Source organism: Lacisediminihabitans sp. H27-G8, from assembly GCF_046156175.1.
Taxonomy (GTDB): Bacteria; Actinomycetota; Actinomycetes; order Actinomycetales; family Microbacteriaceae; genus Lacisediminihabitans.
Genome location: NZ_JAYLVL010000005.1, coordinates 126,896 through 138,671, shown reverse-complemented (window position 1 = coordinate 138,671; position 11,776 = coordinate 126,896). Strand labels below are relative to the sequence as shown.

The following is an 11,776-nucleotide window of genomic DNA, read 5'->3' as shown; positions in this document are numbered from 1 at the left end:
CGCGTCCCCCTCGTCTGGTCCTTTCATTATTCAGGAACCTGTGGGGCGGGAGGGACGACTGTTCACCAGAGGGACCTCGGTGGGTGACATCCGCCCGATCCTTCCCACAGGTTCCTGAATAATGAGGGGATGACGATCGCAGCGCTCGACGCGTGCCCCAAGCACATGGAGTACGGTCCGTGCGGCGGGGTCGAGTTCGACGGCAGCTGCGAGGTGTCACCGGCTCCGTGCGTGTTCCTCGCGCTGCCGACGGTGCGCTGGCATGGCATCGAACGCGAGGTGGAGCCCGGTGCGGCCGACCCGCTGCCCCAGCCCGTGGCATCCGCCGGAGCGGAGCGGATGCGAGCGCTCCTGCGCACACGTGCGATCGTCGTCGCCGATTTCCCGGCGCGTGCCCTCGATGCCGCGTCGATCGCCGAGTGCGCTGACATCCTCTCCGGCCGGGTGGATGCCGTGCTCGCCGGGGACGCGGGTGCCGCCCGCGTGCAGTTCGCACCCTCCTATCGTGCGCACCTGATCCAGTCCGCCGGCCTTCCGGTGTGGACCGGATTCAACTGCCGCGATCGCAACCGCGTCGCGCTGGAGGGCGAGCTCGCCGGCCTGGCGCACGTCGGCGTCGTGGGCGTGCACTGCGTCACCGGAGACCACACCCTCACCGGCAGCCGACCGGATGCCGCGCCCGTCTTCGACCTCGACTCGACCGAGACCGCCGCACTCGCCCGTGCCGCCGGGCACCTGGTGTCGGTGGGAGAGTCCCCGGCCACGCCTCCCGTCGACCGGCGCCCGGCCCGACTGCTGGAGAAGATGCACGCGGGCGCGGAGGTCTGTTTCGTCAATCATGCCGGCGGCGCGGCGCCTGTCGCCGCGTTCGTCGATTCCGCGAGGCAGCTCGGCGCCACGATGATGTTCATCCCGTGCGTGCCGATAGTGGTCGACCGCGAGAGTGCGGAACTGCTGCAGAGCTTCACGACCCTCGTGCTGCCCGAGGGCTATCTCGACCGCATCCTCGCCGCGCGCGATCCCTTCGCCGAGGGCATCGCCGCCGCGGTCGAACTCGGGCGAGAACTGCTGCAGATCGACGGGGTCCGTGGCATCAACCTCTCTGGCGGCACCGGTCCCGGGCGTGAAGCCTGGTTCGCCGAAGCCCTCGCCCGCATCTCCGACGAATTGGATGTCTCATGAGCGACGTTTTCTGGAATGACCGCTATGCCGCCGCCGCGGCATCCGGCGAACCGGTGTGGTCGATACAACCGAACGCCTGGGTCGAGCGGGTCACCGGCACTCTCCCTCCCGGATCGGCGATCGACCTTGCCGCCGGAGAGGGGCGGAACTCCCTGTGGCTGGCCTCTCGCGGCTGGAGGGTCACGGCTGTCGACTTCGCTTCGGCGGGCCTCGCGATCGGGAGGCAGCGCGCCGCCTCCGCCGGTCTCGAACTGCACTGGGTGACGGCGGATGCCACCACCTGGGTGTCGCCGACCCCCGCCGACCTCGTGGTCGTCGCCTACCTCCAGCTGCCCGCGACAGAGCTCACCGCTGCGATCTCGAACGCGATAGCCTCTCTCGCTCCCGGAGGCACGCTGGCCATGATCGGCCACGACAGCGAGAACCTCCAGCACGGGACCGGCGGCCCGAAGGACCCCGCGATGCTCTGGGGCCTCGAGGCGGTGCGTTCCGCCGCAGCCGGTCTCGACATCGTTGAGTGCCGCCGCTACGACCGCACGACGGCGGACGGCTCCGTGGCGATCGACACGATCCTCCTGGCGACGAAGCCCGCCTGACTCAGCAGTACAGCTAGCGTTCGATGAACCCGGAGGATCCGAGCATCCGCTCCACACGCACGGCGATGGCGACCCGCTCGGGATTCACCCGCGGCTGCCGGTAGCGCTCGGCATAGCGGGCAACGGCGAGGGCGATGCTCTCGGGGTCTTCGAGCACCTCAGCCTGGCCGATGAGGGTGACCCAGCCGGCACCCTCCACCTGGCAGATGGTGGCGTGGCCGGAGCGACGCGCGTTCAGGACCTTCTGCGAGGAGCGCGAGGTGATGATGAACGCGGTGCCGTCATGAAGCGTGAATCCGACCGGCACCGTGTGGATAGATCCGTTGCGGGAGAGAGTCGAGAGCGTGGCGAGGTGCCGCTCGGTCACGAAGCGGACGCCGTCGTCGGTGAGCTGGGGAGCGGACATGACCCGATTCTCTCATTCCGGCGGACACCGAATCTCTCGCTGCACAACTCCCGCAGTGTGCCCCGGGCCGCGAGAAGTCCCCCGTGTTTGCGGGCACCCCTGCTGGCGGCCGCCAGACTGCAGGAGTCATGCAGAAGAGGGACGGCTCAGCCTGGCAGGTACGCCACAGTCCAGCCGCCGGAGGTCGCGCGGTATTCGACCCGGCGACTCGGGGCATCCGATCCACTCGACCAGAAGGTCATACGGGTGGGTCGCACCAGGAAGCCGATCCAGGTCTCGGGCTGGGAGAAGACGGGCTCGGATGCCCCGACGGTGTGCTCCTCGGTGAAGGTCGCCCAGCGGTCGCGACGTTCATCATCCGGCAACTGGGCGAACTCGAAGGTGTTCTGCCAGGCCAACTGTTGGAGAAACGGCGAGCGGGCCCGGTAGGCGGCAGCGATCTCGTGCGCGGGGGCGACCTCAGCGCGCCCCTGCACCACGAGTTGCTTGGTGAATCCGGGCCAGAGGAAGGTGAGGGCGACGGCGGGGTTCGCGACGATCGCGGCCGCTTTGCGCGACAGGGCGTCGGTGTGGAAGTAGAACCCCTGAGAGTCGTATTCGCTCAGCAGCACGGTGCGGGCATCCGGTTCCCCGGTGATGCTCACGGTCGAGAGGTTCATCTGCGGGCGTTCGGGCTCGTCGTTGCCGGGCAGCCACTCTTGGACCACCTGCCAGGGGCTCTGCGGTTCACTCATGGTCGGTGCCGGAATCGGGCGATCTCGTCGAGCGCCGAGACACCGTTCGCCACAGCGCGGTCGAAGATCACGCGACCGTGCTCGGCGGTCGCACCGGTCGCGTCGCCGATGACGCCCACGGGCCCGAAGTCGTTCGACAGCCAGCCGAAGCTCACCGGGCCGCCGTTGAACTTGATGTGCTTCAGGTCGGCCATGTGGTCGGGAACCCACCGGTCGGCCTGCGTCATGTCCACGAGATCTGGCCGCAGGTGCAGGATCATCGATGTCTCCTCGTGGCCACCGTGGATACCGAAGCCGCGTTCATCCGGGCCGACGTCGCCGTCACCGGCGATGATGCCGGTGCCCATGAGGAAGGTGCGCAGGCCGAAGCGCCGCCGCAGCTCTCGGAGGGCCACCTGCAGGAGAGCGATGTTTCCGCCGTGCCCGTTGTAGAACACGAGAGTCTTCGCCGGGGTCGCGGCCACCGAGCGTCCGATGTCGACCACCGTCTGCATGAGGGTGTCCCAGGTGAGCCACACGGTGCCGGGCGCCCAGTGGTGTTCGTCCGACTTCGTGTAGGCGAGCGGCGGAAGCAACCAGACATCCTGACCGGCGGATGCCGCCGACTCGACGACCGCCCGCCCGATCATGTCGGCCATCAGGAAGTCGGTCGAGAGCGGCAGGTGTGGACCGTGGTGTTCGATCGCACCGGTCGGCAGCACCAGGATGGAGTCCTCGGTGAGAGCGGCAGCGGCGGCCGGCCCGGAGAGGTTGACCAGGTCACGGGACGTGATGCTCATGAGACCTTGGCTCCGGTGGACACCGACGGAGCGACGAGCTTGCCCGGGTTCAGCAGGCGCTGCGGGTCGGTCGTCGCCGCGAGGGCGGCGGTGCGTTCCGGCTCGAAGTCCACGAACCACTGGTGCGGATTGTGGTAGCCGACGCCCAGCTCGGTGAGCTTCTCGAAGCCCGCGAAGACCTCCTCCGCACTGGAGTAGACACCGGCGAGCATGCCGATCGGGCGCTCGTGCTGCGCCTCGATGTGCAGCATGCCACCGGGGTACACCGCGTGCACCTCGTCGATGCGATCCACCAGCGCGTCGCCGCTGACTTCCACGTGGAAGTAGCGGTCGGGGTAGACCTTCTGCAGAAACTCGATGGGGTGGTTGTAGGACATCATGCTGATCCTCATCGTGGCCTGCGCGCCCTCGCGCACGTCCTCGACCCGGCCCCCGGCCGATTCGACCAGGGCCGTCGCCGCGGCAACCGTCGAGAGATCGAGAATCGCCCGCAGGCTCGCCCGGTCGGCGGGAATGGCCGGATCCGGCGGAAGGGCGTTGGCCAGGGTCGCCAGGTCCGCCGAGACCAGGCGGGGGGTGGGCTCGAGGGCGCCGATCTCCCTGATCACGGAGATCGCCTGCTCGAAGGTGTCGAAGCTCGCGAAGAATCCCCGCCAGTCCTGCAGCGGCTCGGTGACGACGGTGGCCCGGGCGATGATCCCGGCGGTGCCGTAGTTGTGCACGTAGGGCTGCGCGGCCTCACCGGCGACGTGCACGAGCGAGGCATCCGCCACAGCGTGCACCACGTCGAGCGCGGCGACGAAGCCCTGGCTGTTGGAGCCGTGCTTGATCGATCCGGTGCCGCCGGAGCCCCCGGAGAGGAAGCCACCGAGCGAGGAGTTGGCCGTGGAGGGATACATGAGAATCTGCTGGCCGGCCTTGTTGGCGGCCTGCTCGAGAGCCGCCATCGAGACACCGGCCTCCGCGGTGATGAACCCGTCGCCGACCTCGGTGATCGCCCGGGCGCGGGACATGTCGAGCACCAGGCCTCCGGCCATCGGGATGGCCTGGCCGTAGTTTCCGGTGCCCTTGCCCCGCGGCGTGATCGGGATGCCGTGCCGCACGGCCGCCGCGACCGTCGCCGCGATCAGCTCCGCGCTCGCCGGGTAGGCCACGAGCTCCGCGAGCCCGAGCGGCAGTTGCTCGTTGATCACGGGGGAGAGGTGCGCCCCGTCAGTGGAGGCCCGCTGGCGTGCGGCCAGTTCGACGCTGACGCCGCGGTCACCGAGCAGTTCGCGCAACTCGGCCTCGAGTGCGGCGATGGGGAAGTCGTTCATCAATGGTCCTTCGAATCGAATGTCAGTGCGGGTTCAACGTCAGTGCAGGTTCAACATCAGTGCATGACCATCCCGCCGGTGACGTTGATCGCCTGTCCGGTGAGATAGTCGGCGTCGGGAGACGCGAGGAACAGGGCGACGCCCGCGACATCCGCGGGCTCGCCGAGTCGGCCGAGGGGGGAGTATCCGCACCAGGTCGCGATGTCCTCGTCGGTGCGGGTGGCCGCGCCCATGTCGGTGAGTACATAGCCGGGGCAGAGGGAGTTGACCGTGATGCCGTGAGTTCCCCACTCGAGCGCGGCGACGCGGGTGAGGGCGACGACGGCGGCCTTCGAGGCGGCGTAGTGTCCCTCACCGGCTCCGCCCGTCTTCGCGGCCATGCTCGCGAGATTGATGATCTTGCCCCCGCAACCGGCGGCGATCATCGCCCGGGTGGCCACCTGCATGGTGGTGAGCATGGCGCGGGCGTTGACCGAGAACATCTCGTTCCAGTCGGTCACGGTCACGTCGAGCAGCGGGGAGAAGCGCAGGATGCCAGCGCTGTTGACGAGGATGTCGACGCCACCGAGGTGGTCGATCGCGCGGGCGGTGGCATCTGCCGTGTCCATCGGGTCGACCAGATCGACCGGGATGAAGGTGCCGCCGACCTCGGAGGCCAGCCGGGTGCCCTCCTCGACCAGCCTGTCGAGAACGGCGATCCGCGCACCCTCCGAGGCGAACCGACGCGCGATCTCGCCGCCGATTCCCCGAGCGCCACCGGTGACGACGACACGCTTGCCGGCGAGCCGCGCGGGGCGGGCCGGGGTCGTCGTCACCAGTGGATCACTCATGGGTGGTTCAGAATCCGATCGACGTGTCGAGGAACTCGTTGGTGAAGAGGTCGGCCGCCTTGAGGCCGGCCTTCGGTGCGGAACCCGACGCGGTGAACAGCGGGGTGTCGATGTCGATGACCTTCTGCACACGGGCCTCATCCATGTCGCCGACATAGGCGTTGGATTCGTTCGAGGCGATCTTGAGCTTCTTCATCTGGCTGACGCCGAAGTCCGCGACCTTCTCGGAGTAGACCCAGCCGTTGTTGAACGCCGTCACGAGGTCGGTGACCAGCTTGTTGGTTGCCGCCGGCTTCGAGATGTAGTCCACGTCGGCCTGCTGCAGCACCGGCACGAGCTTCTTGAGGCACGGGCTGAGGGTGGAGAGCTCGGACGAACGCACCGACATCGCCTCGGGGTAGATGGGGTACCCGGTGTCGTTGATCAACTGGAAGTCGACGGGCTTGCCCCAGGCCGAGACCTCGTTCTGGTAGATGTACGGCTCGGCGGTGGCGAAGCCCTGCTGGCCGTCCTTGCCCTTGGCGGTGACGAACTTCGCCGGGGTGCCGTCGTAGGCACCATCGGTCTGGGACTCCGGAAGGATGCCCGATCCCTGCAGATAGCCCATGTACGCGGCGCCCTGGAAGTAACGCACGACTCCGCCGTCGTTCTTCAGCGCGGTGGCGAGTTCCTTGATGGTCTTGACCTTGGGGTAGGTCGCCGGGTCCCACATGATCATCTGCGGGGAGATGTCGTTCTCGGCGAATACCGCGGTCGTCGGCAGGCTCGCGGACAGCTGGACGGCCTCGTCGGTGGAGACGTAGCCGAGGGTGATGTCCTTGTCCTTGTACATCTCCGAGCTCACCGTCGAGAACCCGATGGCCGGTCCGCCGGAACGGATCTCCACCTTGACGCCGGTGGACTTGCCACTGGCGTACAGGTCACCGCTCACGGACTTCTTGTCGGCGTTGATGACCGGGTTCGGTCCGAGCAGCTGGTAGAGGTGACCGTGGTCGGCCTCGGGGTTCCAGTCGGTCTGGATGGTGACGGTGGCCGGGCAGACGCCGGAGAGGTCGACGGCGCCTGCTGCGGCGGTCGGGGCTGTGCTGCTGCTCGGCGACGCGCTGGCACAGCCGGCCAGGGCGATTCCTGCAGCGAACACCATGCCGACGGCGATGGTGGAGCGGACTGCTGTTTTGTGCATTGGTACTCCTCGTGTGCTGTGTGATTCTGCGGGTGATTGCGAACGGTGCTGCGGGTGGAAATCTGTAGGCGGATCAGCCGAAGTCGTACCACTTGCCGATGGCGAGCCGGCTGAGCCATCCGAAGAGCAGGAAGACGGCGACGCCGAGCAGCGAGGCGGTGAGGATGGCCGCGTAGGTGCCCGCGCCGTTGAGCCGGGAAGTCGAGACCTGGATCAGCACGCCGAGACCGGGTGTGCCCCGCTGGAAGAACTGGTCACCGACGATTGCACCGATGACCGAGAGGCCCGCGGCGTTGCGCAGTCCGACGAAGATCGACGGGAGCGCCGCCGGAAACTGCAGCTTGGTGAGGGTGGTCCACTTGCTCGCACCCTGGAGTTTGAACAGTTCGCGCTGGGCCAGATCCGTCGACTGCAGTCCGAAGAGCGTGTTCGACACCATCGGGAAGATCGAGATCATCACCGTCACGATCACGCGCGAGAGGAATTCATAGCCGAACAGTGCGCCGATCAGCGGAACCAGCGCGAGGATCGGGATGCACTGCAGGATCACCGCGTAGGGGAACAGGGATCGCTCGACCCACTTGGCCTGCGCCATCAGCGTCGCCCAGACCACACCGATCACGATCGCGATGACGAGACCGGTGAGGGCGACCTGGGTGGAGTTGCCGAGGTCGGCCACGAGCTGCGGGGTGAACAGCGGATCCGCGAACGCGGCTTTCACCACGAGGTGCGGGTAGGGCACGAGGAAGGCGAGCTGCTGGCTGGCGTAGTAGTTCGCCACGAGATACCAGAGCCCCACCAGCACGGCAAGAACGGCGAGCGGAGGCCACCATTGATTGGCCCGCCGGGCGTAGACCCGGTTGATGCGCGCCTGCCGGAGCGCGCGAGGCGACAGAGAATCTCCGGCGCCCGCGCCGGACGCGAATTCCGAGCCTGCAACAGACATCAGTGGTGCCCCTCTCGCAGCGCGTGGGACACTTCGCCGACCAGCTCCGCGAACTCCGCGGTGAAGCGGATGTCCGGATCCCGCGGCATCGGGAACGGCACGTCGAAGGTGCCGACGATCGATCCGGGACGGCCGGACATCACGATGACCTTGGTGGAGAGGTAGACGGCTTCTGAGACCGAGTGGGTGATGAAGAGACCGGCGAACTGCTTCTCGACGAAGAGCTTGAGAAGCTCGTCGTTCAGTCGCTCGCGGGTGATCTCATCCAGGGCTCCGAATGGCTCGTCGAAGAGGAACAGCTCCGGCTCGAGGGTGAGAGAGCGGGCGAGCGATGTGCGCATCTTCATCCCGCCGGAGAGCTGCTTGGGCAGGTTCTTCTCGAAGCCGCCGAGGCCGACGAGTTCGATCGCTTCCTTCGCCTTCGCCTGGCGTTCCTTCGGCTTGACGCCGTTGAGTTCGGCGAGAAGCTCGACGTTGTCCTGCACCGTGCGCCAGGGAAGCAGCGTCGCGTCCTGGAAGACATAGCCGATGCGCTTCGTGTCGACCTCTGCCGTGCCCTCCGAGGCGGTTTCGAGACCGGAGGCGATGCGCAGGAGGGTGGATTTACCGCAGCCGGAGGGTCCGACGACGGTGACGAACTCCCCCCGGTTCACGGTGAGGTCGATGCCGCTGAGGGCGACTGTGCCGTTGGGGAACTGCATCGCGACATTGCGGAAGTCGAGCAGTGTGCCACTGGATGCGGCGCTGCGAGACGGTTTCATGAGTGCTGGGGCGGACATGCTCAGCATCACCTCGTTTCGGCTAGGGAGGGTGTGGGGGATTCCGCGGCGACGCGAGGCACCGCAACGTCATAGCTGACGGTGCTCTGAGCCACGAGACGGCCGGCGTGGATGACGAAGCGGTCAGCCGAGGCGTTGGCGATGACATCCGAGAGATTGGTTCCGCGCACGGCAAGCAACTCGGCGGCAGCGCCGACCTCGACGCCGGCGACGGGAAGCGACATCACGGAGCGAGCCCCGGAGCTCACGGCCGCGTAGGCCTCGTCGAGAGTGAGGTGCCCGGCCGAGACGAGAAGCGACGCGGTCTCCAGCGCATCGCTGCGCCCGACCGGGTTGAACGGATCGCGCACGTTGTCGGCTCCGGCCGCGACGCGCACTCCGGCATCGAGCAGTGCCCTCAGCGCCGTGAGCCCGCGCGGGGTGCCCACCGGATGCTGCCAACCCTGCAGGTAGAGGTTGGTGATGGGCAGCGAGATGATGCCCAGATCGCTCGCGAGCACCTCGGTGATGACGGCGGTGAGCTCGGAGGGTTCGAGAGTGCCGAGGCGCACGCAGTGGCCCGCGGATGCCGGCACCGTCCAGTCGCGGACGAGCCGTGCGTACTCTCCGAGGGTCGGTGCGCCGGTGAGGCTCTCGTCGGTGTGGATGTCGCTGCCGACACCGCGCCGCTCGGCGATGGCGATGAGGCGGCGGAGGTCGGCGAGGGGATCCTCGGCAAGGTGCGGCGCACCGCCCACCAGATCGACTCCGAGGTCGAGGGCTTCGTCGACGAGTTCGCTCGGCACGAACGGCCCGGCAAGCGCGACGAGTTCGATGTCCATCAGTTCGCGGAATTCTTCGCGCACCCGCACGAGCGCGCGGACTCCGCGCATCGGGTCGTCGCCCACGAGCATGTCCACGTGCGTGCGGACGGCGGTGGTGCCCTGACGGAGGAGCAGGATCGCCGCCTGGCGAGCCCGGTCGGCGATGCTCTCGTCCGTCATCACCGCGGTGTAGTCACGCCAGGATTCGATAGCGAGCTCGAGGTCTCCCATCGGCGGATCGATGAGATCCCACGAGAGGGCCTTGTCCAGGTGCGCGTGCGGTTCGGCGGGGGCCGTCAGCAGCAGGAAGCCGGTCAGGTCGAGAGTCGAGCCGTCATTCTGGACGTCAGCGTTGGCGGCGAGCGTCGCCGCGGGGAACACGGCGCTCACCGTGCCGCCGTCGAGAGTGACATCCACTCGCGAGCCATCGGGCAGAGTCGCATTGGTCAGCTGGCGGATGCTGCGGGGCAGGGATGACACGGTGCGGCACCTTCCTCGAACGACGGGGGTGGGCGACCATCGCACCGGTGAGTTGGTCGCTGAAAAATGTTGATATCGTCAACATCATCGAATCTAGGGACGCCCCGTTTCCGACATGTAACGGCATCGTTTCCATCTATTAAGCCTGAGTCCGTCGGGTTGCCCGGGCCGCTCCCGTCCTGCAAGATCGCTAGCGCTCTCACAGTGAGGAGGACCCCGTTACTACCGTCGATTCCGCGATTGACCTGCAAGCCGAACGAATCGGCAGCCGTATCCGTCAACTGCGTCGAGCCAGAGGACTAACTTTAGTCCAGCTCGCTGTGAGTGCAGACCTGTCCCACCCCTTCCTGAGCCAGCTCGAGCGGGGCAGGGCGCGCCCGAGCATGACTTCGCTGGAGAAGATCGCGCGCGCCCTCGGCAGCAGTCAGCTCGAGCTCATGGCCGCCGCGGAGGACGATGCGGCCGACCAGTCGGACATCGTGGTGGTGCATGCAGACCAGGGCACCCGCGGCCCCTACGGTGACGGAGAGGGACGCCTTCTCGTGCATGGCCGGCGACGGTTTCATCCGATGGAGTTTCGCGGCTCGAACCAGGTGCCCGGCGAGTTCTACGAGCACGAGGGCGATGAATTCCTGCACGTGGTCTCCGGTGTCGTGATCGTGGACTTCGATGGTCGCGAGTCTTCGGTGCTGCGCGCCGGCGACTCGGTCTACTTCGCGGGCGGCATCCGTCATCGGTGGCATGCCGCCGAACCGGGCGGCTACCGGCTGTTCGTCGTGAAAGAGAAACCGGAGTCGCGATGAGTTCGCACGAGACAGAGTTCGACGCCGTCGTGGTTGGGCGCGTGCAGGTCGCCGACTCGATCGACGTATTCGAAATCGCCCGATCCGATTCCTCCTCGCTGCCGCACTGGCAGCCGGGCGCGCACATCGACCTCGTGCTGCCCTCGGGCGACGAACGCCAGTACTCGCTACTTCCTTCGCTGGTTGCGGATGCCCCGACGTGGCGCATCGCCGTGTTGCGGGAGCCCTCGGGCAGAGGCGGTTCGGTGTGGCTTCACGACGCACTCGCGGTGGGCGACACGATCCGGGCGCGGGGGCCGCGCAATCACTTCGAATTCGCGCCGTTCCCCGGCTCTCCCGTGCTGCTGCTCGCGGCCGGGGTCGGCATCACGCCGATCGCATCGATGGCACGCGCGGCTGCGGCCTCCGGCATCCGGTACGAGCTCCACTACTCGGGGCGATCCCGGTCCGCCCTCGCACTGCTCGACGAGATCGGGGAGGCGACACTCCATCTCAGCGATCAGGGCACGCGGGTGGATCTCGCCGAGCTTCTCGGCTCGCTCGACCCGGCGGCCACGATCTATGCCTGCGGCCCCACGCGCTTCATCGAGGCGGTGGAGGCGGCCGCAGGGGGGCATCCGCTGCACGTCGAGCGCTTCGAAGCCAAACCACTTGCGGCTCCGGTGTTCGAGGGTGTCTTCGAGGTGGAGCTGGCCCTGAGCGGCGAGACCCTCACCGTGCCGCCGGACCGCAGCATCCTCGAGGTGGTGGAGGAGGCCGGAGTGTTCGTGCTCTCCAGCTGCCGCGAGGGCACCTGCGGTACCTGCGAGACGCCGGTTCTGGAGGGCGAGGTCGACCATCGCGACTCGATCCTCACGCCCCTCGAGCAAGAGCAGAATTCCGTGATGTACATCTGTGTCTCGAGGGCGGCCTGCCCGAGGTTGGTGCTGGAGCTCTAGC

General features: G+C 67.5%; 13 protein-coding genes. 4 read left to right on the top strand and 9 right to left on the bottom strand.

What is annotated here, in order from left to right; translation table 11 throughout:
* Positions 1-129: 129 nt before the first annotated feature.
* Positions 130-1,182, top strand: a complete 1,053-nt coding sequence (locus VLI63_RS15670; RefSeq protein ID WP_409157796.1) for a methylenetetrahydrofolate reductase C-terminal domain-containing protein — start codon at positions 130-132, stop codon at positions 1,180-1,182.
* Positions 1,179-1,778 carry a class I SAM-dependent methyltransferase gene (locus VLI63_RS15665; protein WP_409157795.1) on the top strand — a complete coding sequence of 200 codons (600 nt, stop codon included), beginning with the start codon at positions 1,179-1,181 and terminating at the stop codon, positions 1,776-1,778. Before VLI63_RS15670 ends, VLI63_RS15665 begins: the two co-directional genes overlap by 4 nt.
* A gap of 13 nt (positions 1,779-1,791) precedes the next feature.
* On the opposite strand, the gene VLI63_RS15660 is transcribed toward VLI63_RS15665, so the two are convergent.
* From VLI63_RS15660 to VLI63_RS15620, 9 genes are all read right to left on the bottom strand, one after another.
* Positions 1,792-2,184: a PPOX class F420-dependent oxidoreductase gene (locus VLI63_RS15660; protein WP_409157794.1), complete on the bottom strand. Its 393-nt coding sequence runs from the start codon at positions 2,182-2,184 to the stop codon at positions 1,792-1,794.
* Positions 2,185-2,330: 146 nt separating this feature from the next.
* The gene (locus VLI63_RS15655) at positions 2,331-2,918 is read right to left on the bottom strand and encodes a pyridoxal 5'-phosphate synthase (RefSeq protein ID WP_409157793.1); all 588 of its coding nucleotides are present in this window, start codon (positions 2,916-2,918) and stop codon (positions 2,331-2,333) included.
* Positions 2,915-3,697: a creatininase family protein gene (locus VLI63_RS15650; RefSeq protein WP_409157792.1), complete on the bottom strand. Its 783-nt coding sequence runs from the start codon at positions 3,695-3,697 to the stop codon at positions 2,915-2,917. The genes VLI63_RS15655 and VLI63_RS15650 overlap by 4 nt, the downstream gene beginning before the upstream one ends.
* On the bottom strand, positions 3,694-5,013 hold the full coding sequence (locus tag VLI63_RS15645) for an FAD-binding oxidoreductase (protein WP_409157791.1): 1,320 nt from the start codon (positions 5,011-5,013) through the stop codon (positions 3,694-3,696). The genes VLI63_RS15650 and VLI63_RS15645 overlap by 4 nt, the downstream gene beginning before the upstream one ends.
* A 56-nt stretch (positions 5,014-5,069) precedes the next feature.
* Positions 5,070-5,843, bottom strand: coding sequence for an SDR family NAD(P)-dependent oxidoreductase (locus VLI63_RS15640; RefSeq protein ID WP_409157790.1), 774 nt, complete (start codon positions 5,841-5,843; stop codon positions 5,070-5,072).
* A 7-nt stretch (positions 5,844-5,850) separates the two neighbouring features.
* Positions 5,851-7,026, bottom strand: coding sequence for an ABC transporter substrate-binding protein (locus tag VLI63_RS15635; RefSeq protein WP_409157789.1), 1,176 nt, complete (start codon positions 7,024-7,026; stop codon positions 5,851-5,853).
* A gap of 73 nt (positions 7,027-7,099) precedes the next feature.
* Positions 7,100-7,972, bottom strand: coding sequence for an ABC transporter permease (locus VLI63_RS15630; protein ID WP_409157788.1), 873 nt, complete (start codon positions 7,970-7,972; stop codon positions 7,100-7,102).
* Positions 7,972-8,751, bottom strand: a complete 780-nt coding sequence (locus tag VLI63_RS15625; RefSeq protein ID WP_409157787.1) for an ABC transporter ATP-binding protein — start codon at positions 8,749-8,751, stop codon at positions 7,972-7,974. Before VLI63_RS15625 ends, VLI63_RS15630 begins: the two co-directional genes overlap by 1 nt.
* Positions 8,752-8,759: 8 nt before the next feature.
* The gene (locus VLI63_RS15620; RefSeq protein ID WP_409157786.1) at positions 8,760-10,034 is read right to left on the bottom strand and encodes an amidohydrolase family protein; all 1,275 of its coding nucleotides are present in this window, start codon (positions 10,032-10,034) and stop codon (positions 8,760-8,762) included.
* 239 nt (positions 10,035-10,273) lie between these two features.
* On the opposite strand from VLI63_RS15620, the gene VLI63_RS15615 reads away from it, so the two are divergent.
* The gene (locus tag VLI63_RS15615; protein ID WP_409157864.1) at positions 10,274-10,837 is read left to right on the top strand and encodes a helix-turn-helix domain-containing protein; all 564 of its coding nucleotides are present in this window, start codon (positions 10,274-10,276) and stop codon (positions 10,835-10,837) included.
* Positions 10,834-11,775 carry a PDR/VanB family oxidoreductase gene (locus VLI63_RS15610; protein ID WP_409157785.1) on the top strand — a complete coding sequence of 314 codons (942 nt, stop codon included), beginning with the start codon at positions 10,834-10,836 and terminating at the stop codon, positions 11,773-11,775. The genes VLI63_RS15615 and VLI63_RS15610 overlap by 4 nt, the downstream gene beginning before the upstream one ends.
* Position 11,776: the final 1 nt, after the last annotated feature.

Excerpts from the sequence above, each read along its gene's own strand:
- VLI63_RS15630 (WP_409157788.1), bottom strand. The coding sequence starts at position 7,972 with ATGTCTGTTGCAGGCTCGGAATTCGCGTCCGGCGCGGGCGCCGGAGAT.
- VLI63_RS15610 (WP_409157785.1), top strand. The coding sequence starts at position 10,834 with ATGAGTTCGCACGAGACAGAGTTCGACGCCGTCGTGGTTGGGCGCGTG.
- VLI63_RS15640 (WP_409157790.1), bottom strand. The coding sequence starts at position 5,843 with ATGAGTGATCCACTGGTGACGACGACCCCGGCCCGCCCCGCGCGGCTC.
- VLI63_RS15655 (WP_409157793.1), bottom strand. The coding sequence starts at position 2,918 with ATGAGTGAACCGCAGAGCCCCTGGCAGGTGGTCCAAGAGTGGCTGCCC.
- VLI63_RS15650 (WP_409157792.1), bottom strand. The coding sequence starts at position 3,697 with ATGAGCATCACGTCCCGTGACCTGGTCAACCTCTCCGGGCCGGCCGCC.
- VLI63_RS15635 (WP_409157789.1), bottom strand. The coding sequence starts at position 7,026 with ATGCACAAAACAGCAGTCCGCTCCACCATCGCCGTCGGCATGGTGTTC.
- VLI63_RS15660 (WP_409157794.1), bottom strand. The coding sequence starts at position 2,184 with ATGTCCGCTCCCCAGCTCACCGACGACGGCGTCCGCTTCGTGACCGAG.
- VLI63_RS15665 (WP_409157795.1), top strand. The coding sequence starts at position 1,179 with ATGAGCGACGTTTTCTGGAATGACCGCTATGCCGCCGCCGCGGCATCC.
- VLI63_RS15645 (WP_409157791.1), bottom strand. The coding sequence starts at position 5,013 with ATGAACGACTTCCCCATCGCCGCACTCGAGGCCGAGTTGCGCGAACTG.
- VLI63_RS15670 (WP_409157796.1), top strand. The coding sequence starts at position 130 with ATGACGATCGCAGCGCTCGACGCGTGCCCCAAGCACATGGAGTACGGT.
- VLI63_RS15625 (WP_409157787.1), bottom strand. The coding sequence starts at position 8,751 with ATGTCCGCCCCAGCACTCATGAAACCGTCTCGCAGCGCCGCATCCAGT.